Here is a 21,867-nt window from a genome sequence, read left to right as displayed (position 1 = left end):
TACCTCCCGTTTTTATTCATGCGCACTGGATGGGTCCAGAAGCTTTCTGAGGCTGCTGCCCGCCACATCAAACAATACAACTGTCAGCACCAGCATCACACCCGGCAGCACTGCCAGCCACCATTTTCCGGTAATCAGATATTTCATGCTTTCCGAAAGAATAATGCCGATCGCCGGCTGCTCTGATGAAAGACCAAAGCCTAAGAATGTAATACTGGCCTCGTGCAGGATCGCATGCGGAAACATCAGGATCAGCCCTACGATAAACTGAGGCAGAAGATGCGGCACCATATGCTTCATGGCTGTCTTCATTTTGCTGTGTCCCAGCCGATGGGCAATCTGGATATACTGACTGTTCTTCAGCTGCAGCACCTCTCCCCTGATAACACGCGCAAGTGATGGCCAGTGGGTAAGTGCAACTCCAAGGACGACCCCTTTCAGCCCTTTCCCAAGTGCATACGAGATCAGCAGCAGCAGCAGGATATGCGGGATCCCCAGAATCATATCGATCAAAAAGGAGATTACACTGTCAACTTTATTCCCAAGCACCGCCGCCATCACGCCCAGTAAAAATGCGATGACCGCGCTGATCCCTGCTGCCGCTACTCCGATCAGAATACTGATGGACAGTCCGGTCAGAGTTCTCGCCAGCATATCCCTGCCCAGCCAGTCCGTGCCGAACAGATATGAAAGACCCGGCGCAAGATTTTTTCTTGAAAAGTCTGTCACTCTGGCAGTATCGTAACAAAACACGCCGGCTGCCGCCACCAACACAAGAAACACCACTGCGGCTGTAAAAATGATAATGGTCTTTTTTCTCTGGTTCATGATACGGCCCCTCCTTTTCTCATTCGCGGGTCGACCACACCGTACAGTATATTGGCAATAAAATTGCCTGAAAATACGATCGCCGCCGTGACCAGAGTAATACCCATTAAAAGCGGCACATCACTGCCCGTACCCGCGGCGACAGCCGCCTGTCCGAGACCCGGGTAAGAAAATACCTGTTCAACCAGTACAGAACCGCCGATAATCTCGCTGATAGAAGCAAACTGAAGGGTGAGTGCCGGAAGAATAATATTGCGCAGGCCATGCCGGCATACCATACGCTTTCTGCTCTCTCCCCGCGCCTGTGCGAACAGCATATAATCGCTTTCCATCACATCGATCATCTTCTCCCTGGTATGGAGCGTGATATTGGAAACACCCGTGATGGAAAGGGTGAGTGCCGGAAGTATCGCATGCTGGATACGGTCGAGAAACGTTACGCCTGCAGCCTCCACTCCGATCGGCACGCTTAAGCCCACCGGCAGCACCTTAAGCCATACCGCAAATACAAGCAGCAGCAGCAGCGCCAGCCAGAAAACAGGAGTGCTGGCGATCAGAAGGGAATACCCCTTGATGAGCCTGTCAATCCAGGTCCCCCGGAACACGCCTGCCAGGATTCCCAGCAGAAAGCCCAAAAGCCCGGATATCATCCAGGCTATTACCATCAGCATCATCGAGTTGGCAAGTTTCACCCCGATCACCGCTGTCACAGGCTGGCGATACAGGAGAGAATCTCCCATATCGCCCTTTATAAAATCTTTTGCCCAATTCAGATACCGCTGCACGGGCGGTTCATCCACACCCCAGTAAGATTCCAGCTTCTCTTTCTGTTCCTGACTCATCGCTCCCAGTGCAGCCTGGCCCACGTTTGCCTGCAGCGGATCGATCGGCGACACACTGACCAGTGTAAATGTCACCACGCTGACAGCAAACAGCAGCAAAATCATTCTGATGAAGTTTTTTCCTATAAATCGTATACCGTAGCTTTTCAACGTCAGTTACTCCATTCCCACTGATCTACATTATTTACAATAGACCATCCATGTCCGTGCGGATGAATCTTCTGTTCCGCCACTTTCAGCCCATCTCTCACATAATAGAGGTGGTCCACATTGCACAGCCAGATCCATGGAATATCGCCGTCCTGTGTGATGCCGGAAGTACCGTCCCACTGGGCTTTCTGCCACAGTTCGTAGGATTCTTCCAGACTTCCCGCCTGAAGTGCTTCATCCATATATTTATCCACTGTTTCATTCGCATACGGAGAATACTCTGCAGTTCCTGTATCACTCATCGTGTGATAAATATTATAAAGTTCCATCGGCGTGTGCGCGCCCCATCCCCACATCAGCGGCTCGGAAAGCGCCCTGTCATATGCCACATCCCAGCCGGCACCTTCTGTTTTGACAGAAATGCCGATCTCTCTCAGCTGGTTAGCCGTATCTTCTGCCAATGCCTGGCGAACTGAGTCATCCGGGTGGAACATCAGTGTGAATTCAGCTTTCACTCCGTCTTTTTCACGGATACCGTCGGAGCCTTCCGCCCAGCCGGCATCGTCCAGAATCTTTTTCGCCGCTTCCTGATCATAAGACACTTCCGCGTCGGCATTGTACCAGGGCAGTTTGTCACATACGCTGTAAGCAGCCGTTCCGTAACCGCCCAGTACATTTTCAATCATTTCCTCACGGTCAATACCGATATTGATCGCTCTGCGGATTGCGAGATCTGAGGTAACATCGTTGCCAACCGTCAGTCCGTCTTTCTCCTCGGCCGGTACCGCCGGCAGATTAAAGCCTCTGTTGTCAACAGATGCCACCTGCAGGAGACTATAACCTGAAATGTCCTGATCTGCATAGGAAGCCGCAGTGTGCGCCACATCCACCTGTCCCGCCATTGCCGCAGCAAGCGCCGCGTCTTCATCCATAAACAGAACCGTCAGTTTTTTAATTTTAACTTCGTCACCATAATAATCCGGATTTGCCTCAAAGATTACCTGCTGTCCCTTGTCCCACTGTTTCATGATATAACGTCCGGACCCAATCGGGTTCTGTCCGTAATTGCTGTCATATGCATGTTCCGGGACAATGCCGACGATCGCCATCGTATAAGGCCAGATGGAAAACGGTGTTTCCAGATGAAATTCTACTGTTGTTTCATCCACAGCCACAGCCTCCTTCAGCATCGTAAAATCATTGACACTGCTGTTTTCTTTACAATTGTTATAGGTAAACGCCACATCTTCTGCTGTCAGCGGTTCTCCGTCTGTGAATTTCACATCATCGCGGATTTTCACAGTCCAGGTAAGTCCATCCTCGCTGACCGTATAGTCTGTCGCCAGATCTTTATCAATCTTCAGATCTTTTGTTGTTGTGGTCAGAGTACTCTGGATGAGCGGCTCATGCACGTGTTCCCCGGCTCCCCATCCGTACGCAGGGTCAAATCCGGATTCAGGCTCTGATGTCGTCGGCATCGTCACAACGACAGATTCCTGATCCGCTGAAGTGCCTTCATCTGTCTTCTCTGCACCCCCCGCTTCCTGTTTATTCTCCGGACCTTCTTTGCTGCCGCCGCTGCATCCGGCTAAAATCCCTGCTGTCATCGTAACAATACATAACAGCGCAAATAATCTCTTTTTCATGTCAATCTCCTTCCAACGGTTTGTGTTAACATATTAACACTCTGACTAATCGTCCACAAGCCCGGCCGGGGGATATTTTTTGTTTTTCCTTTTTGTCACATCTTCAGATTAAAGTCATAATATAATATGATAACAGGCCTGGGAACCTGTAAAACATGAGACACCCGCCCGGACAGGGCGGTCGTTGGTATCGCAGCACCTAAAATATAAATCGGAGGTAACATGCAGGTAATTTCAAATAAGACGCTGGAAAACACAATGTATTATCGTGATATACCAGTATTTGTTTATCAGATTAATTATCCTTCTTTCTCCACCTCATGCCGGATGAGGGCAGCCCGGGAAATCAATGAATATTACGCCTCCGCAGCTAAAGACCTTGAGTTCTACTGCCGAACGACACTCTATCCGCGCGCTGTGGAAAATGCCAGATACATACCCAGCAATCGTCCTCCATTCAACAGCTATGAGCTGATCGTCAAATATCATGTTCCGTACAATATAAACTGTATCACCAGTTTATATTTCGATCAGTATACTTTTATGGGCGGCGCTCACGGGGAAACTCTGCGCAAATCAAGTACCTGGGATTTCTGCAGCGGCAGACAGCTCCAGCTCTCTGATTTCTACCCGCCGGTTTCCACATCTTTGGAAACACTTTTTAAGGAGCTTGAACGCCAGACTGCAGAGCGCCTGCGTACGTCTCCCTCCTCTTATTTCGACAATTATGCGGAGCTACTCAGAAAAAACTTCCGACCGGAAAATTTTTACCTGAAACCGGAAGGCATCGTAATTTATTATCAACAGTATGAAATTGCTCCATATGCCAGTGGTATTCCAGAATTTTTGATAACATAACTTGTGTCACATGCTGAAAAGGTCATCCGCCGAAGGTGACCTTTTTCAATTTGCAGATAGTTCCTGCTATATTCCCGGCAGACAAAAACGCTCAGTAATCATTGTTATAAACAACTGTTTTTTTCGTAATTCTTGTTATTAACATGTCTTTTTTAGACTTATATTGTCTTATTTTGTCTTATTTCACCAAATTTTTTTAATTTACAGCATACTTAAGAATGTTTACATCAAGGAGGTAGTTACCGTGTCCCTACAAGACGTTATGCTGCTTATTCAGTCTATTTCAGGCCATCCCTGCCGTAAGGGGTATTATCATCTGGCTCTCGCTGTCTATTACTGCTGCCAGGTTCCTGTCTATTCCGGAATTTGTCTCGAACGTCAGATTTATCCCTTGATCTCCAATGAAATCAATCTTCCTGTAAGGTCAATTTCACGCAGCATCTCCCGTGCCGTCTGCGACTGCTGGGATTACGGAAATCGCACTAACCTTGACAAGGTTGCCAATCGCCATCTGATCGAAAAGCCTTCCCCAAAAGAGCTTATCATCTATCTCTGCAGTTATCTCGCAGGGTATCCGGATTTAATATAGACAAATTTGTTTTACAAATGAGAGGGTAACATGGACAGAATCACACAGTTAATACAAAAACTTGGGATCCGCTCTACGTATTGCGGATATCATTATTTACATTATGCGATGACTTTATGTCTCAGAGATGAAAATTATCTTCTTCACATCTGGAAATATCTTTACAGTGATGTCGCACTTCATTACGGCAAAAGCAGAAGCAGCGTTGAGCACGCCCTGCGTACTGTCGTCGCCGCCTGCTGGAATCACGGAAACAGGGAATTCCTGCATGAGATCTCCGGCTGCCGCCTCGAACAGTGCCCGACGGTTGGTGAATTTATTGAAATTCTTTTCCACTGGCTCGAAACAGACAAATAATTTCTATTGAAATTTTTCAGTATCGTGCTATACTACCCTTATGGGGTATTGGCGCAGCTGGGAGCGCGCAACATTCGCATTGTTGAGGCCACGGGTTCGAATCCCGTATACTCCACTGTTAAAAGTCTGTATTTATGCGGGTTTTCGGGAAATTTATTTTTATATCTGTCCTCTCATGGGCAGATATTTTTTTGTTTGGGGACTATTCTCGCGTAGCCATTTGCTGGTTCTGTTTTTTGTGCAAATAAAAATAGCCCCCGGCGGGACTTCCAGGGGGCACATAGCGCAGCATACTATGATTGCAAATAATATCTTAATCTTATGCTACGTAGATATTATAGACTAAAAACATCTATTTTTCAATAGTATACCATCATTTTTACAGTACTCTCAGTTGTAGTTTTGCAATGTTTCCCCTGATTAATGTTTGTATACACACCAAAACAAATTTGCGAAAACATATTGTATCCTAAACATATAAATAATTACATTCTTAATCAGGAGGGAACATATGGATACACAAAACACAGAAAAATCTTCAAGTGCTGCTTTGGGAGCTGTATTATGTTTTGCCGCAGCCTTTTTACCCATCAGCAGATCAGAAACTTACTCCGATGTAACGGCCGCTTTGCAGGGAGGCTCCATTGCCTCTAATATGATTATTGGGTTTTCCAAATTGGGAGCAGCCTATATCATCATGGCAGTCATTACATTATATTTGATTGTAAAATCCAATTCGTTTTCAAAATTTATGGCTGTTGTAACGAGTGTTTATGGTTTGTTTCTACTAAAAGCTCTCTGTTATCAAAGTAATACCGCATTTTATACGACAAAAATGGCATGGGGGAGTTACGTACTTATTGGCGGTATCATCTTAATGCTTGGTGGTCTATTTTTCGGTACTAAAACAAAGGTTAATCCTGTAACGAATACTACTAAAAATACAAAAACGCTCTTAACATGTCCATACTGCTCAAAAAGAATGAATGTGCCTTCAGGTCGTGGAAATATTGAAGTAACTTGTGCTTATTGTAGTCAGATATTCAATGTTAGAACTTGAATTAGTCCATTGTTTTTGTAAGCCGGTTGGAAACAGAAGGCCTGGTCACCTTAAAGAGTCTCTTTATCAACGAAACAAAAACAGAAGCGAATGTCCGATGCCCTTTACACAAAGTACAACATGTTTTTGGCAGACCATGGACATGATATCATATAAGAACGACCATTTCCGGAAGTTCAGAAAAAAAATTGTACAGTAATATCCTTCAAAACAACTTTTTTCCGTCCGAAATATCAATACCAAGCTCTTTCGCCCTGCCGGTCTGCTGATATGGATTGATTTTTTCCACGAAGCCGTCATGCTTGAAAAGCGAACCCGTATTCTTAAACCAAAAGGTCACGCCCGCCCCCGCGCATTGCTCCCGGATATTCAGCACCCACTCATAATCGCACTCACGCGCAGCCCGCCCCGTTTCTCCGCCAACGGTAACATGATCCACTCCGTAAAGATATGGGGTCAGGTCAATTGCCTCTAAAAGCGGAGCGCAGGCAATGAAACGCCGTTTTATAGGATAGGATAAAAACAAGGGCAGCCGGTAATCAGCCAGCGCCTGGTTTTCTACCGTGCAGCCGATGTTCACATTGTCATAGCCCTCACCCCAGTCGGCGGGAAGGGATACCAAGAAGCGGTCGATCCGCTTTGTCAAAATCAAAAAATCAATGTCCGTCCGTTCCCGGATCATTGCCCAGACTTCTTCACGCCACCCGTCTGCTTCAGGCAGGAAAAAGTCGGTGGCAAAGCAGGTAGCGAGGATCTTATCCCCTTTGATGTTGTATTCGCCCTTTTTATTTCTCCGGATGGGCCAGTCGAATTTATCTGTTTTCAGAATCGTATTCTGACCATAGCGTTTTGCATACGGCCCATAAAAATAACAGTTTGCACAGCCGTCACTTATTTTGTAGCAGCCCGTCCACGGTTCCCAGTTCATAGGTGTCCTCCTTATTTCTGTGCATAATATCGGTGCTTGGCTTTACCAAAACCACCCGTACCGATATTCCCTGATTTCATGTACCCACTGCCGGGTGGGTATCAGATAAATTATATAATAAAATCCCATCACGTTATAGTAAAAAACCGACATGATTTTCAAATTTTTTGAGGAGTAAAGCACTGATGAAATCCTTATTGTAAAATTCTTATTAAGCATTTTATATATCTTTTATCATCTTGTCACTATTTGTTAAGAATAGCATCACAGTTCTATCACAATTGTACTGTATACTTCTCTTATAAACAAAGAGGGCAGCAGCAATAAAAGTCAGAGATAAGTTCAGAGAACGCCGTTGTACCTCGCCTAAAAACAATTTACATTTATATAGATTTTTTTCATATCTGCCGGGGCTTTTGCCTCAGCTCTCCTTTTATTAACTCATATTGTTCATTAAAACGTTGTGTGGAATCGCACATGGTATTTCAAACCCTGGGGCGGCTATATCCGGTTTGACCCGTCCCTCCCGCGTATAGCCCCTGCCGGAAGTCAGCAAAATACTGTCATTGTATTGATTATAAGCACCCACCGTCAGTGCATAATCTGCGTTCCATTCTCCTCTTCAAGCAGTATATTGTTAACCCATATCGTTGTCGTGCTTAAGACAAAATGATGTTCAACGCATCCGGATAAAGATGGGTATACAATCGGCATGGATTCTCCGTTCGGCGATATAATCTGGATTGAAAGCCTTGCCAGAAGATCCGGCCAGATTTGGAAAGCAAACATCGGGTCCTTGCGGGACACTTTGAGCTCAAACTCTTCGCTGAAAGGAGCCTCAGTCACATTGCCATAGTAATGCCTGCGGTTGTTCCCTTCATTTCCCGCGGCAGCAGATACATTGACCTGTGCCATTTGTCCGAGATTATTAATATAACTGCTTGTCGCCCCTGCCGCCTCATGACCTGTCATGGCTGAACTTATGGCAATGCAGATAACAAGTGGTTTCCCCAGGGTTTTTGCCACATTTAATACGTATCGGATTCCCAGCATGAGATCTGTCTCCTGATAGCATAAAACGTCATCAGGAACACACATGATCTTCCGAAGGTTCTGTTTTGCCTTTTTAAGTTTAACCACAACAAGCTGAGCTTCCGGAACGACACCGGAAAAAGAAGTTTCTTCATTTCGGCTGCCTGCTATGATACTCGCAATCGCTGTACCGTGGCCGTTATCATCGAACGTGGTAACAACAGACATCGGTTCTCCGGAGTGGAGCGCAATGTTAATCATTTCCCTGCTGAATTCCGACCCAAAGTTAAAACCCTGCGGCGTCTTATCATCCTGTAATGTCTGATCCCATATAGAAATGATCCGCGTCGTCCCGTCATGAAAAAGAAAGGCAGGATATAAGTATAACAAAAACCACCCTCACGGATGGTTTATATGTTTTACAGCTGATCATACATCTCTTGAAATGTCTGAAGATGGCACTCTTCGTCCTTAATAATACGATGCAGATTTTCAACAATATTCATATCTTCAATGACTTTTGCCTGCCTGGAGTACTTTATAACAGCATCCTTCTCAGCCTTAACCGATTCTGCTATCATAGCCCTCAGCTCCTGAGGATAACCGACATACGAAGGCGACCACCAGCGCCTCCTTCCGTTCTTTACGCACCAGAGTCTGGGGTCTGCACCGAGCTGCCTCGCCAGCTCCGCGAATATATTGAGATGATGCATCTCCACAATACTGATATTATGAAAACATTCTGAAATCTCTCCGTACTTCGGTGCCGTCATAACCGCTATGTAAAAGTACCGTGAGACATCACTTATCTCTGACGCAATATCAGCCATATTGCTGAGCATCTCGCGGGCATACGCTGCATTTCTTTCTTTTACCTGTACTTTCGGATACGGACCCTCCGCCTTGTAGATGCACTCACTGCATTTGCCTTCACTCATTTCCATCCTCCTGATAAAAGATATCATTACCCTATATCTATTGATGAGAGCTGGACAATATGACACAAAGAAAAAACAGTCATCAGCCTGAGAAGCATCTCACTCAATCCAATGGCTGTTCCAGGTATTTTTTATATGTCTTCCCATTTTTTTATGTAATCATTTGTATTGATATTCCTGTTTTTATATGCAAGCACCAGTACCACCAAAAACAGAACAATTGCAGAGCACAGCTTACATTCCTCATAAACCTGAGGAAGCTTATCCCATTGAGTGCGATACATGAACAGGATGACAGCAGCCGCACTGACAAAAATAAACGGGAAGTTTGATGACACGATATGGGAGAATATAGTAACATGTTTCTGGTTAAACTTAATATTTCTTGTTTCCCAGTTAAACTTCTCCCCCTCATGAAACAGACTTAAATATGCTCCGATTTTACAAATTCCCTGCATCTTACTGATAACAATCAGATATGCAGGAATAATCACAATATAAGACAGCAGGATAAAGATCGTATCCTCCTGCGTCAGGGCAAATGCAATAAACGATGCAATAAACACATAGAAAAAATTAATAGTATTATTCACAACAGTGTCTAAATGCAGGAGTTCATCTCTCAGCATTAAATATTCTTTATCCATGTAACGCTCCCTCTGTCCGTTGATTCCCTTTTGATTCCACAATTTCCTTAACTCTGTATAACTTGCCAATATTTTGTACACCCTATGAAAAAAAGGAGTATACACACATGGAAAAACAATCTATTTTCCCGCCAGTGAAAGATATTGTCGATGATTACGACGATGGCAACATCCCGGAGGTGGATCTGCCGAAAAATGCGGCAGATCCGCTGCCGGAATCAGAACGGCCGCGCAAGGACGGGACCGGAGGGGACTGACCCCTCCTTTTTCTTTGCAGAAAATCAAGAAGTCTCCGAAAACACTGATAAAATCAGCATTCCGGAGACTTATCCATAAGCTACAGACGGGAATCGAACCCGTGACCTCAACACTACCAATGTTGCGCTCTACCTACTGAGCTACTGCAGCGCGTAACGTTCCGCTACGATTAGTAATTTTAACAAAGTCCGAGACTGATGTCAAGCGGAAATTGCAGTAATTTCGCGTGACGTCATCAGGTTTTTTCTGTCCCGGTCACACATGCTTTGACTTTCTGACGGATGCGCTGCAATGCATTGTCGATAGATTTAACAGAACGATCCAGCTTTTCAGAAATCTGAACATAATCTGCACCTTCCAGATACAGTTTGAGCACCTGGTTCTCAAAGTCACTGAGTGCTGACTGTATCATTTTCTCAATTCCTGCAGTGCTTTCCTGATCTATGATGATCGCTTCCGGATTTTGTACAGAAAGCTGGATAAGCTGAGATGCAAATTCTTCATCACTCAGCGAAACATAGGAATTCAGCGGCTGATGCTTCTGCCTTTTAGAGCTTTGAATGGCGTTGTACAGCTGACGCTCAATGCAGATCTGGGCAAATGTAGAAAAAGAGGCTGCCTTTCCGGGGCGGAAATCACGCACTGCCTTAAAGAGGCCAAGCATGCCCTCCTGTATCAGGTCATCCGTATCACCGCCTGCCAGATACATCGCCCTGGCTTTCTTCCTGACCAACGGCTTGTATTTATTCAGCAGATACTCTTCCACTTTCCCATCATGATGATTTATTCGTTCTAATAACTCTTCATCCGTAAACTCGTCAAAGTTTTTCATCTTAACCTCTCTGTCTGACGATTTCAAAAGCAAGAATTCCGGCAGCAACCGAAGCATTCAGCGAATCAATGTCTCCTTTCATCGGTATGGAAGCCACAAAATCACATTTTTCTCTTACAAGACGACTGACACCTTCTCCTTCGCTTCCGATCACAAGACCAATCGGCCCTTTCAGATCAAGATCGTACATGGATTCCCCTCCCATATCCGCACAGACAAACCAGAGACCTTCCTTTTTCAGCTGATCGATCTCCGCCGACAGATTTGTCACCTTTGCAACGGGGGTATAGTTCAGCGCCCCCGCCGAAGCCTTAGCGACTGTCGCTGTCAGTCCGACCGCCCGTCTCTTAGGGATAATCACTCCGTGTGCCCCTGCCAGATTTGCTGTACGGATAATTGCTCCCAGATTATGTGGATCTTCAATGTTGTCAAGCAGTATCAGAAATGGCGGCTCGCCTTTTTCCCTGGCCAGCTCCAGCATCGCCTCCACGCTGCTGTATACATAGGATGCGGCATATGCAATCACACCCTGATGCTTCCCTGTCTCAGAAATTTGATCCAGCCGTTCCTTTGCAACGTAATTGATGATCGTATCCTGTTTTTTGGCTTCCCTTATGATCGTCCTTACAGGCCCGTCCTGATTTCCATCGAGGACAAACAGTTTGTCTACACTGCGCCCGGCACGGAAGGCTTCAAGAACCGCGTTGCGCCCCTCTATTTTATTTTCCTCAAACTCACGATTTTCCATATTTTTATTTTTCCTCCAGACCTGCTTTCATCAGGTCAATCATCCTTTTTATATTTCCTGACAGATACAGATACCCCATCAGGGCTTCAAACCCCGTAGCCCTGCGGTAATCCGACACTGAGGCATTCTTCGCGACTGTATGTGGCTTTGCATTCCTTCCCCTTCTGAACACACTGGCTTCCTCATCCGTCAGAAGCGGCAGGATCCTGTCCATCATACCCGCCTGCTTCTGTGCCTTGACAAGCCCGCTGGCCTTTTTATGCATTTTCTGAACCGGCAGATTACCCTCGCTCATAATAATCGTCCGGATCAGAAGGTCATAAATGCTGTCACCGATATAAGCCAGTGACAGCGGCGAATATGACCGCACATCAATATCCGCCAGCTGAAATTGTTCTTTCAGGTAACTTAAGCTCTCTTCCATTTTACCCCTTCTCTTGTGTCCTCAAGAATGATTCCCTGCGCAAGCAGCTGGTCACGGATCTCATCTGCCAGTTTGAAATCGCGGGCTTTTCTGGCTTCCTGCCGTTTTTCGATCAGCGCTTCGATCTCCTCATCGAGGTTCTCCGCCTTTTTGTCGACGATCAGACCAAGCAGATCACAGAGGAACTTGATCTCCTCCAGCAGTGACGCCGCATACGCATGAGAGCTGTTCTCACCGGCAGTTGTATTGGCGAATTTTACAAGTTCAAACACTGCTGAAATCGCATCTGCCGTATTCAGGTCATCATCCATCGCCAGTTCAAATTTATCCCGGTATTCGTTCATCTCTTTCAGCTGTTTCTCTTCCTGCTGTGTCAGCTCGTGTATTTTGGCGCCATCACACAGCGTCTTCAAATGATCCACGGCAGTTACGATCCGTTCCAGCGCATTCTTAGAGGACTCCATGATATCCGCACTGAAATTCAGCGGACTTCTGTAATGGGCGCTCAGCATAAAGAAGCGCAGTACCTGAAGATCGTATTTTTCACCGATCTGACGGACGGTAAAGAAATTGCCAAGTGATTTTGACATTTTGCGGTTGTCGATATTCAGAAACGCATTATGCAGCCAGTATCTGGCAAATATCTTGCCGTTGCAGCACTCACTCTGCGCAATCTCATTTTCATGGTGGGGAAATACAAGATCCTCCCCTCCCGCATGGATATCGATTTCATCGCCGAGATACTTTTTGGACATAACGGAACATTCGATATGCCAGCCCGGACGCCCGTCGCCCCATGGCGACTGCCAGGACGGCTCTCCTTCTTTTTTTGGCTTCCAAAGCACAAAATCCAGCGGATCTTCCTTGGAATCTTCCCCTGTCACGAGCAGGGAACGGCCTCCGCTGCGCAGATCATCCAGATTTTTATGTGAAAGTTTTCCGTACTCCTGGAACTTTCTGGTTCTGAAATATACGGTCCCATCCGCGTTATATGCGTAGCCTTTGTCAACCAGTGTCTGGATCATATCGATCATGCCGTCAATTTCCTGCGTTGCCAGCGGATGTGTTGTCGCGGGTCTGACATTCATCGCCTCCATATCCTTCTTGCACTCTTTGATGTATCGTGTCGAGATCACTTCCGAATCAACGCCTTCTTCAATCGCTTTTGCGATAATTTTATCATCAACATCAGTGAAATTGGATACAAAGTTCACTTCATATCCTTTATATTCCATATAACGTCTCGCTGTGTCAAACACGATCATAGGACGTGCGTTTCCAATGTGGATCAGGTTATATACCGTTGGTCCGCACACATACATCCTGACCTTTCCTTCGGTAAGCGGTACGAACTCTTCCTTGCTTTTCGTCAGCGTATTATACAGCTTCATCTTTATTCTCCTTCTTCTTCATCTTATTCATCAACTGTTTATTAAACTAAAAAAACTCCGTCTCAGACAAGAGACGAAGTAATCCGCGGTTCCACTCTTATAGAGAGATATCCTCTCCACTTTCATACAGATAACGCCTGCCTGCGTGGCGGCATACTCAACGTTCTTCCGCCCGGCTCCCGAATGCACTTCTCTGCTTTTCCCCTTAAGACGGCTTGCAGCCAATGACCATCTCTCTCTGAAAGTTTTCAAACAGGTACTCTTTTCGTTCTCAGCCTTTTATGCTCTTAGTGTATGCAAAAAAATGCTGTTTGTCAACACTTATCCTGTGCATTATTTATCTTTTACACAGCCGCAGCAGCCCTCACATGGCCTGGCGCTCATCCTGTCCTCATCAGCCAGCTCAAGCACCGGTATCAGAGAGCAGATTGCCTGAGATGAAATTCCTTCCATCTGTCCGGTAAAACCAAGTCCTTCCTCTGTCGTGGCTTTTATATTCACCTGATTTGCTTCAAGATTCAGCGCCCGCGCCACATTTTCTGCCATCTGTCCGATATACGGCATCAGCTTTGGCTTCTGCGCAATGATGGTCGCATCAATATTATTAATGATATACCGCTCTTCCTCCAGCAGTTTCCCTACTTTTTCCAGGAGCATAATGCTGGAAACACCACAGTACTGCGGATCAGTATCCGGAAAATGAGTTCCGATATCACGCAGCGCAGCAGCTCCCAAAAGTGCATCCATAATGGCATGTACCACCACATCTGCATCCGAATGTCCCAGCAGGCCTTTCTCATATGGAATTTCAACGCCTCCCAGGATCAGTTTCCGTCCTTCCTCCAGCCGGTGTACATCATATCCCATTCCTACTCTCATATGCTTATCCCTCCGTTTTTCTTATCATACCGTATCATACATTGATTTTCAAACAAAGTTTGTACAAACTTTTACATCGGAGGTCCGTCAGATGCCTCTTGTCCGGCATAAGCCAGACAAGAAGATGCACCTCCTGAACCGGAATAATTAAAGATCCAGCAGCGCGCGCCAGGTCTTTTTGCCTACAATGCCGTCAATTGACAGACCCTTTTGCTTTTGAAATTCCATAACAGCCGCTTCCGTATCTTTCCCGAAGATTCCGTCCGCTCCGGAAGTCCCGATTCCAATTTTATATACATTAGACAGTTTCTCCTGAATCAGCCTGGTTATACCACCGCTTGCCCCTTTGCGCACTGTGGGACAGCCATTCAGTGTATTCGGTCCTGCGATCCCATCCACCTTACCAGGATTATATCCCTGTCTCACCAGCTCCTGCTGCAAACGCAGCACCCAGTTATCCTGCGACGGTGCCGGAATGTTTCCGCCGGCATTCCCCCAGGTTTTCATAAAAGAAGTGACATTTCCATATTTACTTTTCAGCCGTGACGGCGTACTGCCCCAGTCCGGGAGCTGAAAATGCGGACGGTCCACCGGTGAAGTCCAGTCTCCTCCCCATTCCAGTCCAAGAGATTTTCCGATTGCACCTACATGTTCAAAAAAGTTTCCGCTTTCATTGTACGCTCCTGTTCCATCATTTCTGTAAAAATCAAATGCTACCCCCCACTGATGCATGGAACTGTAGGAACTGCCCGGCGCATTTGTTACGATCTGACCCGGTTTTGTCCTCCCCTGAGCGTACAGCGCATCCTGCTCCGCCACACTCCGAAAACTCTCACCTATTGCTATCTGATACCCCTGTCTGGTACACTCTGCTTTTAATTCAGCAGCAAGCTCCTGCAGGCGAGGATGACATTTCGTTATATCTCTGCCCATTATACTTTCTCCTTAACATTTAAATTCCAAATTGCGAGAGCATACTTTCACCGCACCTATCATAAAAATTCTCATAATCATTGAAGATACAGCATATACTCTCTTAATTCATAATATGCCAATAGTTTTAGGGGGTGCGTTTCTGACATTTTTCACGTTAATCATACTTAAAAATATTATTTTATTTTTTTTAATTTAGGTATTGACTTTTTCTTTTTACAATTATATAATAGCAGAGCAGGTTGCGGTTGAGACAAGCAAAAGCGTCTGAATCCACTGTATTACCGTGGGATCTTAGCTCAGCTGGGAGAGCATCTGCCTTACAAGCAGAGGGTCATAGGTTCGAGCCCTATAGGTCCCACTTACTTTGAAAAAAGTAAAATTTCATATGTTTTGGCGAGATAGCTCAGTTGGCTAGAGCACACGGTTCATACCCGTGGTGTCGGGGGTTCAAATCCCTTTCTCGCTACTCAAAGAAAAACCCGTAAACTCAGAGTTTGCGGGTTTTTTATTGTTTGCTCTCAGATCATAGCCAAACAAAAAAACAGCCCCCGGTGGGAAATCCGAGGGCACATAGCGCAGCATACCAAGGTTGCAATTATTCATCTAGTCTTATGCTACATTTATATTATATAAAGATTTCAGCCAAAAATCAAATGGTAAATAATACCATTCATTATCCTCTGCGGTATATCATACTCCCGATCTATACCACCCTGCATTCTTCAGGTTTCTTGTCACCACGTATCGCCTTAAATACCGCCCGCCGAACCCCGATTCTTTCCGAGGGTACATATACAATGGTACAGACAACAGGTTTAATCCATGTCGCATACAGGCATCCTTTCGGAATTTTGAAAAACGGACAGTCTGCTTCTGCTATGCTGTATTGACGCAGCGTTCTTATGCTGATATTTACTGACACATGATTAGTCACCACAAATTTGGCATCCTCACTGCACTTTGCAAGAATAAGACTGGTCATATCATTTTCCTTTCTGACATATCCCAGACAGACAAAATCTTCAGTTCTCATCTCATCTATTCGTTTCCATTTTGGCGTCATAACACTGTCTCCCGTTGTAATAGAAGATATTCTCAATCATCCATCCCGACTTTTATATAGTATGTGTAAAATACATTTCTTTATTTGTCTAATTTTATCGTTTTTTGTCTTTCTATTTCCTGTTTTCCATTAACTCTGTATAATATCATAGACAAAATAATTATATAAGGACGGATTGTTATGCCACTAAAAGATATTATATTACTCATTCAGTCAGTATCTGGACACCCATGTCATAAAAGCTATTATCATTTAGCTCTGGCGGTGTATTATTGCTGCGATTTTCAGATATATCATGGGTTTTGCCTTGATCGTCAGATTTATCCATTAATATCTGACGAAACTGAACTTCCGGTTAAATCGATTTCACGCAGTATTTCCAGGGCTGTTTGTGACTGCTGGGATTACGGTAACCGCGAGAAACTGGACCAAATCGCCAGCCGTCATTTAACCGAAAAGCCCACTCCAAAAGAGTTTATTGTTTATCTCTGCAGTTATCTGATGGGATTTTCTGCGGATCTGATGATCTGACATGCCGCCTCGATACCGCATCCCATCATATCACTGCTGCTGCATCACTGTGTTATCCGTTTTCCCTGGGCTCACCCGCCAGCCCGAGCGCCAGAAGCATTGCGGGGATACATAAGATCCAGGAATGAACTACTGCAATTTGAAAAATGATCCCGCTAAACGCAAATTCAAAACCTGTCACAAAAATGTTTTTCTGTTTTACTATCTGACCGGACACGCCCCAGTCGAACAGTCAGAGTCTCCAATGTCAAAATCCGATTCTTCGTACTCATACCTTGTAAGAAGTGATGGATTAAACGGTCTCATGGCCGTCTTGCGTGCGTCGTACTCCTCTTTCGTAATGGCTTCGTATGGCAATAATTCATAGAAACTGTCATCATAGCTTAAAAATGAAAGAGCAACCACATCGTCCCAGTTATCCCACACCCACTGTTCCGTATCGTCCCACTCATTTTCCCGCACGTGGATCGTGACAGAACAGTTATGGTCCACATAATGCTCCATGAACATTTTATACGTTTCCAGCTGCTCTACAGCCGATACATCCGCTTTCACTTTGCCGGCTGGTGCCTTTACCGGAAATTCCACAACCTTGGTCGTCGGGTTCTCAGGATTCTGCCCCACCTCAGGCAGAACCGGATACCCCAGTTCTTCACATACCCGGCACAAAGGATCTGCCGCATTAATGCGCACCCTCCGGATATAATAGGGAGAATGTGAATAATGAACCCCGCTCGAGACTGTCGGCAGCAGGGACAGTGTCCCCTCGGGCTTGACGGTTGTCACCAGCAGCGGTCTTCCTGTGCCCAATCTGTCTGCGAGTTGTTCCGCCGCTTCGTGAGCCTCCCTGCGCAGTTTGTCAAGAAGCTCCATTTGCTTTTCCACAGGCATACCGGTCGCATTGACCATATCCTGCCACCCGGTCATTGAACAGCCTAAAAGGCGGTCTCTTTTCTGTACGGAATCCCAGCGGTGTATCTCCAGTTCACGGCAGGTCATGCGGTATCCGGCCCTGGCTGACAGCCTCTGCGCCTCCAGCAATGCCTGCTCATCCAGCTTGCCATCCCGAACAAATCCCATGACGTTGAGCGTTGTCAGATTACAGAGTCCGTGGCTGTCCATCAGTACTTCCCCGCACGGGTTGCATCCGTTAAAATTCGGCCGGCGCTTCTTTCCGGCCTCCTCATTGATCCATCCCGGCTCCCCGGAATAACGCATCTGCTGCATATGCCAGTGAAGCTGTTCTCTGGTCGGTTTTTTCTTATAATAGATTGAGTTGTTGCTCATCTGTCTGTGAGCGAGGGACTGGTCCAGCTCCCACCGTCCGTTGATCTGACGGTACAGATTGCTCTTTGCCTTGATACACACCTGATCATCTGCATCGATCAGGCCGATCTCCGACGTCCTGCGTACGCCCCCGGAGACGACATTTTCACCGATAATGTTGGCGATATCCAGCAGATCGATGGGCTGCAGCTGCGTCCGCGGTGCCTTGTCTCTGTCTCCTGCCGCCCGTATCACTTTGTGTATTTTCCCCAGCATGGCCATCATAGATTCATGTCCGCTGGCTGTCCCCCCGAAGGTTTTCAGTCTTTCACCTCTGGGACGGATCGAATCATAATTTACCACAATTTCCCGTATCTTACTGTACTCATGATTGCTCAATATATCAAAATAATGACTCAGAGCCTGGGCCCAACCCTCTTTGGAATCTCCGATAGACAGAACTGCAGTGTCCTTCGTGAAGGTCAGATCTGTAAATTCCAGTCGGTCCCGAGGCGGGCATCCGTCGTATGCTTTGTGCAGGATCTCGATATCCGTTCGGATCTTAGGAAGTTTTTCGGCATCTTCTTTCAATACCCTCACTCCCACGCCGCTGCCCACCATCAGCAGATAAAACAGATCATGATAAGCTCCAAAGTCATCAATCACCTCAAATGCACAGTTGTAATTTGCCATGGGATAGGCGTCTGCCACCGGGGTATTTCCCACCCAGAGTGTCCGCCCTGATAAAAACTGACGCAGGTGATAAATGTTATCATACAGCTTCCTGGCCTCGTCCTTTGAAGTTGGCGCCAATGAGCAGTTATACTCCACGGCGCGGCGCACCGTCTCCCACCAGAATTCACGCCGGCCAAACTTAGGCAGATACCTGGAATAGGTACGGGTATAGACGAAAGATCCAAGTTGTTCCATGGGATTCGGTGCATGTTTATAAGTACTCAGAAATTCTCTGTCTAGGAGTCCGTCTTCCCAGCTCCCGCCGGCACGTTCTTTATCCTTCTCTATCCGGTATAGAATATATGCCTTTGCCGTTTTGTAGTATTTCTGCTCAAACAGCGTTTCCTCCACCGTATCCTGGATTTTTTCAATATCCAGAATGTCCGTCCCCATGTCTTTCAGCCTGCTTACCGTAAGCTCAGTGGCTTCTTTTACCATAGTCTGGTCCATCTCTCCCGCCGCGGCCGAAGCAAGTGCAATCGCTCTCGATATAAAATCCTCGTTAAAAGGTACAACCTTTCCACTTCGCTTTCTTACGTTCATATGCATCCTCCTGTGATAACGTTCCTGTCTTTTTATGGCATATTTTGTATTTGATTTTACGCAATATACCATATATAGTATCTTATTAGCAGGAGATTATCAAGGGGGAAATAATTGGATAACACAAAATCACTTAGGCTGACCTTACACCAGTTTTCTCAGAAACCTTCTCGTCAAAACTCCGGTCCATGCCAGGTACAGGATAACTGCCGGCAGAATCCAGATGGCTGACTGCGCAAAAACTGCTTTTCCAATCCAGTAAGAGGGAAGCGGTGTGAAAAAATACTGTACGTGATTCGGAACACAGTAAGGCACCGCAACTCCCAGCGTTGTAAGTGTCGACAACTTTGCCGCTGCCATCCCTTCCAGCTTATTTGATGACACCGATACGATCAGCAGTGCGATAATAATTCCCTGCACTACTCCTCCTGCACTTAAAAACAGGATTTCCCACGCACTTAACTTTGTCAGCCTGAAAATCGGGAGAAGAACCAGTGTGATGATAAACGAGATCACAGCCGGTAACCCCAGCCGGGCCGCCAGATATCCCTTTCTCCCCAGCGTTGTGATAAACAGATAACCTGTGATATGATCATCTGTTTCTTCCAGTATTACCATCGCAGCCACAAAGCAGAACATGACCGGGGACAGCATGGAAAAAAACATATCCAGCACTCCGTAGTACGGGGCAAACACGCTTGGTCTGGAAAGCCAGCCCGTGAGCGCCTCCTCCAGAAAGGGTATGCCGAATCTGAAAAATATCCCGCAAAGCACCGGAGCAAAACAGGCGGCAAACAGCATCAAATCACGCCTTATAAAACGAATCATCTGTATAAAACACAGTCTTATTGCTTTCATAGTCCACACCTCATGAATTTTCCCACATTTTCAGTACACAGCTGCGCGCCGCACACACGAGTACCCCGACCATAAGTGCAAGGATCAGTACTTCCACTGCTGATGGCACATGTCCGTCAATCATATTCATACAGATAATCGCAGGATAGAACTGCAATATTTCAGATGTGATCCCCAATATATGGAGAACTGCCGGAAGAAAGGTGATAAGCTCAATCGGCATTATCCAGAGTATGAACTGATTAAGGCTGCTGATTTTCGTCGACACAATGATGCCAAGAAGCGTAAAAATAACGGAAGACACGGCAGTCCCTGCAAGAACAACAGATACCCTGCCCGTGTCCGCAGCTGCGGCAAGCACTGCCGCCACAGCCATTGATATCACACACAGAGAAAGTACTTTGGCAGCTACATATTCCATCGCACGAACCGGCATAACGGCGAATGCCAATGAGACTCTCTGACTTTTTTCCAGCAGAATGATCGCCCCCATAAAGAACAGTCCCATCGTCGCCGGATCAGAGAAAATCAGGATCGGTGCCACTTTTTCCTGCCATGATTCCGGCATTGCCAGCAGCACAACGGCGTAAAGCACCGTCAGAACCGTATACAGAAAATAAAATCCATATTTGAGCTGAAAACGCATATCCCACAACGTCAGGCTCCTGAGTCTCATACCAGTGTCCTCCCTGTTATATCGATGAAAATATCATTCAGCGTAGGTTCACTGCTGTGAATCGACTGCAGACGATTTTCCATGATCAGTGTCTGCAGTCTCTTATCCTGAGAAAGCGCATCGAGCGGACAGTCTGCCTGTTGTTCTCCCTGATCAATCCAGGTATAAGTGACCCTTGCAGCTCCCCTGGACATGATCAGATTATGAGGGCTGTCCAGGGCCATGATTTTGCCATTTACAATGAACGCTACCCTGTCACACAGCTCTGCTGCGTCCTGCATATTATGGGTGGTGAACAGAATCGTCTTCCCCTGTTCTTTTTCCCTGCGGATCAAATCTTTCATGACACGGCTGTTCGCCGGGTCCAGTCCGCTTGTCGGTTCATCGAGGCAGAGCAGCGCAGGATCATGCATCAGGGCCTTTATAAAGTTCAGCCGTGCCTTCATGCCTTTGGAGTATTCCGATACACGCTTATCACCGTCCCGATCCAATCCCACCTCAGAGAGAAGTTCATCAATTGAACGCCCCTGCTTTTTATACAGAGAACCGAAAAAGCGGAGGTTTTCTTTTGCCGAGAGTTTTTCATACATGGTTGAAAATTCAAAGTCGACCCCAATGTTCTCATAAAAACGACGATCCCGATGTCTGCATTCTGTCCCGTTTACCACCACACTTCCCTGGTAATCCGGGAGCATTCCGATCAAAATTTTCTGCAGCGTGCTTTTTCCCGCGCCGGACGGTCCCAAAAAGCCGAAAATTTCTCCCCTTCCGACAGAAAAATCCATATCCGATATGAACGGCTGATCGGTATAGCTGAAAAAAAGGTTCTTTACTTCGATCATAACTACCTCC

General features: G+C 46.1%; 24 protein-coding genes, 4 tRNA genes and 1 other annotated feature. Of the genes, 9 read left to right on the top strand and 19 right to left on the bottom strand.

All coding sequences use genetic code 11. The features are described 5' to 3' along the window. Positions 1-12: 12 nt before the first annotated feature. From NQ502_RS14860 to NQ502_RS14850, 3 genes are read right to left on the bottom strand one after another with little or no spacing between them, the layout of a single operon-like run. Positions 13-828 (bottom strand): ABC transporter permease, encoded by an 816-nt coding sequence (locus NQ502_RS14860; protein ID WP_028529393.1) that lies wholly within the window; start codon positions 826-828, stop codon positions 13-15. Then, positions 825-1,775 (bottom strand): ABC transporter permease, encoded by a 951-nt coding sequence (locus tag NQ502_RS14855; protein ID WP_187374526.1) that lies wholly within the window; start codon positions 1,773-1,775, stop codon positions 825-827. Before NQ502_RS14855 ends, NQ502_RS14860 begins: the two co-directional genes overlap by 4 nt. A 47-nt stretch (positions 1,776-1,822) precedes the next feature. Then, positions 1,823-3,466, bottom strand: coding sequence for an ABC transporter substrate-binding protein (locus NQ502_RS14850; RefSeq protein ID WP_028529391.1), 1,644 nt, complete (start codon positions 3,464-3,466; stop codon positions 1,823-1,825). 222 nt (positions 3,467-3,688) lie between these two features. Here NQ502_RS14850 and NQ502_RS14845 point away from each other — a divergent pair, with 222 nt between their 5' ends. The 5 genes from NQ502_RS14845 to NQ502_RS14825 all read left to right on the top strand — a co-directional run bounded on the left by NQ502_RS14845 (position 3,689) and on the right by NQ502_RS14825 (position 6,330). Then, the gene (locus tag NQ502_RS14845) at positions 3,689-4,324 is read left to right on the top strand and encodes a DUF3298 and DUF4163 domain-containing protein (RefSeq protein WP_028529390.1); all 636 of its coding nucleotides are present in this window, start codon (positions 3,689-3,691) and stop codon (positions 4,322-4,324) included. A 244-nt stretch (positions 4,325-4,568) separates the two neighbouring features. Then, the gene (locus NQ502_RS14840) at positions 4,569-4,913 is read left to right on the top strand and encodes a sporulation initiation factor Spo0A C-terminal domain-containing protein (RefSeq protein ID WP_148511947.1); all 345 of its coding nucleotides are present in this window, start codon (positions 4,569-4,571) and stop codon (positions 4,911-4,913) included. A 30-nt stretch (positions 4,914-4,943) separates the two neighbouring features. Then, positions 4,944-5,270: a sporulation initiation factor Spo0A C-terminal domain-containing protein gene (locus NQ502_RS14835; protein ID WP_028529388.1), complete on the top strand. Its 327-nt coding sequence runs from the start codon at positions 4,944-4,946 to the stop codon at positions 5,268-5,270. Positions 5,271-5,312: 42 nt separating this feature from the next. Then, a tRNA-Ala gene (locus NQ502_RS14830) sits at positions 5,313-5,385 on the top strand. A 396-nt stretch (positions 5,386-5,781) separates the two neighbouring features. Then, complete coding sequence (locus NQ502_RS14825; RefSeq protein WP_028529387.1) at positions 5,782-6,330, top strand: hypothetical protein; 549 nt, start codon at positions 5,782-5,784, stop codon at positions 6,328-6,330. A gap of 205 nt (positions 6,331-6,535) precedes the next feature. Here the strand turns inward: NQ502_RS14825 and NQ502_RS14820 are convergent, their stop codons facing one another. The 4 genes from NQ502_RS14820 to NQ502_RS14805 all read right to left on the bottom strand — a co-directional run bounded on the left by NQ502_RS14820 (position 6,536) and on the right by NQ502_RS14805 (position 9,875). Further along, positions 6,536-7,258, bottom strand: a complete 723-nt coding sequence (locus tag NQ502_RS14820) for a DUF5131 family protein (RefSeq protein ID WP_028529386.1) — start codon at positions 7,256-7,258, stop codon at positions 6,536-6,538. Positions 7,259-7,849: 591 nt separating this feature from the next. After that, positions 7,850-8,680 carry a S8 family serine peptidase gene (locus tag NQ502_RS14815; protein WP_049898279.1) on the bottom strand — a complete coding sequence of 277 codons (831 nt, stop codon included), beginning with the start codon at positions 8,678-8,680 and terminating at the stop codon, positions 7,850-7,852. 29 nt (positions 8,681-8,709) lie between these two features. Beyond that, entirely contained in the window at positions 8,710-9,228 is a 519-nt protein-coding gene (locus NQ502_RS14810; protein ID WP_028529385.1) for a ferritin-like domain-containing protein, read from the bottom strand. A gap of 131 nt (positions 9,229-9,359) precedes the next feature. Then, complete coding sequence (locus NQ502_RS14805) at positions 9,360-9,875, bottom strand: hypothetical protein (protein WP_028529384.1); 516 nt, start codon at positions 9,873-9,875, stop codon at positions 9,360-9,362. 107 nt (positions 9,876-9,982) lie between these two features. On the opposite strand from NQ502_RS14805, the gene NQ502_RS14800 reads away from it, so the two are divergent. Beyond that, positions 9,983-10,132: an AE-binding protein gene (locus NQ502_RS14800; RefSeq protein ID WP_148511946.1), complete on the top strand. Its 150-nt coding sequence runs from the start codon at positions 9,983-9,985 to the stop codon at positions 10,130-10,132. A gap of 78 nt (positions 10,133-10,210) precedes the next feature. On the opposite strand, the gene NQ502_RS14795 is transcribed toward NQ502_RS14800, so the two are convergent. The 7 genes from NQ502_RS14795 to NQ502_RS14765 form a co-directional block, all read right to left on the bottom strand. Further along, positions 10,211-10,283 (bottom strand) — tRNA-Thr (locus NQ502_RS14795). Between the two features lie 85 nt (positions 10,284-10,368). Beyond that, positions 10,369-10,965: an RNA polymerase sporulation sigma factor SigH gene (gene sigH, locus NQ502_RS14790; RefSeq protein WP_028529383.1), complete on the bottom strand. Its 597-nt coding sequence runs from the start codon at positions 10,963-10,965 to the stop codon at positions 10,369-10,371. A gap of 1 nt (position 10,966) precedes the next feature. Then, positions 10,967-11,713: a 23S rRNA (guanosine(2251)-2'-O)-methyltransferase RlmB gene (rlmB, locus tag NQ502_RS14785; RefSeq protein ID WP_028529382.1), complete on the bottom strand. Its 747-nt coding sequence runs from the start codon at positions 11,711-11,713 to the stop codon at positions 10,967-10,969. Between the two features lie 4 nt (positions 11,714-11,717). After that, positions 11,718-12,137, bottom strand: a complete 420-nt coding sequence (locus NQ502_RS14780) for a Mini-ribonuclease 3 (protein WP_028529381.1) — start codon at positions 12,135-12,137, stop codon at positions 11,718-11,720. Beyond that, the gene (gene cysS, locus NQ502_RS14775; protein ID WP_028529380.1) at positions 12,122-13,528 is read right to left on the bottom strand and encodes a cysteine--tRNA ligase; all 1,407 of its coding nucleotides are present in this window, start codon (positions 13,526-13,528) and stop codon (positions 12,122-12,124) included. The genes NQ502_RS14780 and cysS overlap by 16 nt, the downstream gene beginning before the upstream one ends. Before the next feature lie 66 nt (positions 13,529-13,594). After that, positions 13,595-13,810: a binding site (T-box leader), on the bottom strand. A gap of 51 nt (positions 13,811-13,861) precedes the next feature. Next, a complete protein-coding gene (gene ispF, locus NQ502_RS14770) occupies positions 13,862-14,407 on the bottom strand; it encodes a 2-C-methyl-D-erythritol 2,4-cyclodiphosphate synthase (protein ID WP_028529379.1) in 546 nt (181 codons plus the stop codon). 147 nt (positions 14,408-14,554) lie between these two features. Continuing rightward, complete coding sequence (locus NQ502_RS14765; protein ID WP_242830284.1) at positions 14,555-15,340, bottom strand: peptidoglycan-binding protein; 786 nt, start codon at positions 15,338-15,340, stop codon at positions 14,555-14,557. 288 nt (positions 15,341-15,628) lie between these two features. On the opposite strand from NQ502_RS14765, the gene NQ502_RS14760 reads away from it, so the two are divergent. Together NQ502_RS14760 and NQ502_RS14755 are read left to right on the top strand one after the other, a co-directional pair. Then, positions 15,629-15,701: transfer RNA gene (locus NQ502_RS14760), tRNA-Val, on the top strand. A 34-nt stretch (positions 15,702-15,735) separates the two neighbouring features. Beyond that, positions 15,736-15,809, top strand: a tRNA-Met gene (locus NQ502_RS14755). A 237-nt stretch (positions 15,810-16,046) separates the two neighbouring features. Here NQ502_RS14755 and NQ502_RS14750 read toward each other — a convergent pair. After that, a complete protein-coding gene (locus NQ502_RS14750) occupies positions 16,047-16,406 on the bottom strand; it encodes a hypothetical protein (protein ID WP_028529378.1) in 360 nt (119 codons plus the stop codon). Positions 16,407-16,586: 180 nt separating this feature from the next. Between NQ502_RS14750 and NQ502_RS14745 the strand changes: the two genes are divergently transcribed. Further along, entirely contained in the window at positions 16,587-16,937 is a 351-nt protein-coding gene (locus NQ502_RS14745; protein WP_028529377.1) for a sporulation initiation factor Spo0A C-terminal domain-containing protein, read from the top strand. A 201-nt stretch (positions 16,938-17,138) separates the two neighbouring features. Here the strand turns inward: NQ502_RS14745 and nrdJ are convergent, their stop codons facing one another. From nrdJ to NQ502_RS14725, 4 genes are all read right to left on the bottom strand, one after another. Then, positions 17,139-19,481: a ribonucleoside-triphosphate reductase, adenosylcobalamin-dependent gene (gene nrdJ, locus NQ502_RS14740; protein WP_028529376.1), complete on the bottom strand. Its 2,343-nt coding sequence runs from the start codon at positions 19,479-19,481 to the stop codon at positions 17,139-17,141. Positions 19,482-19,625: 144 nt separating this feature from the next. Beyond that, complete coding sequence (locus NQ502_RS14735; RefSeq protein ID WP_028529375.1) at positions 19,626-20,339, bottom strand: hypothetical protein; 714 nt, start codon at positions 20,337-20,339, stop codon at positions 19,626-19,628. 10 nt (positions 20,340-20,349) lie between these two features. Further along, on the bottom strand, positions 20,350-21,015 hold the full coding sequence (locus tag NQ502_RS14730) for a fluoroquinolone export ABC transporter permease subunit (protein ID WP_028529374.1): 666 nt from the start codon (positions 21,013-21,015) through the stop codon (positions 20,350-20,352). After that, positions 21,012-21,857 (bottom strand): ABC transporter ATP-binding protein, encoded by an 846-nt coding sequence (locus NQ502_RS14725; RefSeq protein ID WP_028529373.1) that lies wholly within the window; start codon positions 21,855-21,857, stop codon positions 21,012-21,014. Before NQ502_RS14725 ends, NQ502_RS14730 begins: the two co-directional genes overlap by 4 nt. Between the last annotated feature and the right edge of the window lie 10 nt (positions 21,858-21,867).

It is taken from the genome of Ruminococcus gauvreauii, from assembly GCF_025151995.1.
Lineage (GTDB): Bacteria > Bacillota > Clostridia > Lachnospirales > Lachnospiraceae > Ruminococcus_G > Ruminococcus_G gauvreauii.
The sequence above is the reverse complement of the archived record's forward strand: the minus strand, read 5'-3'. Positions and strand labels throughout refer to the sequence as shown.

Coding starts and splice junctions, on each gene's coding strand:
- NQ502_RS14805 (WP_028529384.1), bottom strand. CDS start 9,875: ATGGATAAAGAATATTTAATGCTGAGAGATGAACTCCTGCATTTAGAC.
- NQ502_RS14735 (WP_028529375.1), bottom strand. CDS start 20,339: ATGAAAGCAATAAGACTGTGTTTTATACAGATGATTCGTTTTATAAGG.
- NQ502_RS14810 (WP_028529385.1), bottom strand. CDS start 9,228: ATGAGTGAAGGCAAATGCAGTGAGTGCATCTACAAGGCGGAGGGTCCG.
- NQ502_RS14835 (WP_028529388.1), top strand. CDS start 4,944: ATGGACAGAATCACACAGTTAATACAAAAACTTGGGATCCGCTCTACG.
- nrdJ (WP_028529376.1), bottom strand. CDS start 19,481: ATGAACGTAAGAAAGCGAAGTGGAAAGGTTGTACCTTTTAACGAGGAT.
- cysS (WP_028529380.1), bottom strand. CDS start 13,528: ATGAAGCTGTATAATACGCTGACGAAAAGCAAGGAAGAGTTCGTACCG.
- NQ502_RS14850 (WP_028529391.1), bottom strand. CDS start 3,466: ATGAAAAAGAGATTATTTGCGCTGTTATGTATTGTTACGATGACAGCA.
- NQ502_RS14800 (WP_148511946.1), top strand. CDS start 9,983: ATGGAAAAACAATCTATTTTCCCGCCAGTGAAAGATATTGTCGATGAT.
- NQ502_RS14750 (WP_028529378.1), bottom strand. CDS start 16,406: ATGACGCCAAAATGGAAACGAATAGATGAGATGAGAACTGAAGATTTT.
- NQ502_RS14820 (WP_028529386.1), bottom strand. CDS start 7,258: ATGAACTGGGAACCGTGGACGGGCTGCTACAAAATAAGTGACGGCTGT.
- rlmB (WP_028529382.1), bottom strand. CDS start 11,713: ATGGAAAATCGTGAGTTTGAGGAAAATAAAATAGAGGGGCGCAACGCG.
- NQ502_RS14725 (WP_028529373.1), bottom strand. CDS start 21,857: ATGATCGAAGTAAAGAACCTTTTTTTCAGCTATACCGATCAGCCGTTC.
- NQ502_RS14855 (WP_187374526.1), bottom strand. CDS start 1,775: ATGATTTTGCTGCTGTTTGCTGTCAGCGTGGTGACATTTACACTGGTC.
- NQ502_RS14745 (WP_028529377.1), top strand. CDS start 16,587: ATGCCACTAAAAGATATTATATTACTCATTCAGTCAGTATCTGGACAC.
- NQ502_RS14765 (WP_242830284.1), bottom strand. CDS start 15,340: ATGGGCAGAGATATAACGAAATGTCATCCTCGCCTGCAGGAGCTTGCT.
- NQ502_RS14780 (WP_028529381.1), bottom strand. CDS start 12,137: ATGGAAGAGAGCTTAAGTTACCTGAAAGAACAATTTCAGCTGGCGGAT.
- NQ502_RS14730 (WP_028529374.1), bottom strand. CDS start 21,015: ATGAGACTCAGGAGCCTGACGTTGTGGGATATGCGTTTTCAGCTCAAA.
- sigH (WP_028529383.1), bottom strand. CDS start 10,965: ATGAAAAACTTTGACGAGTTTACGGATGAAGAGTTATTAGAACGAATA.
- ispF (WP_028529379.1), bottom strand. CDS start 14,407: ATGAGAGTAGGAATGGGATATGATGTACACCGGCTGGAGGAAGGACGG.
- NQ502_RS14825 (WP_028529387.1), top strand. CDS start 5,782: ATGGATACACAAAACACAGAAAAATCTTCAAGTGCTGCTTTGGGAGCT.
- NQ502_RS14860 (WP_028529393.1), bottom strand. CDS start 828: ATGAACCAGAGAAAAAAGACCATTATCATTTTTACAGCCGCAGTGGTG.
- NQ502_RS14845 (WP_028529390.1), top strand. CDS start 3,689: ATGCAGGTAATTTCAAATAAGACGCTGGAAAACACAATGTATTATCGT.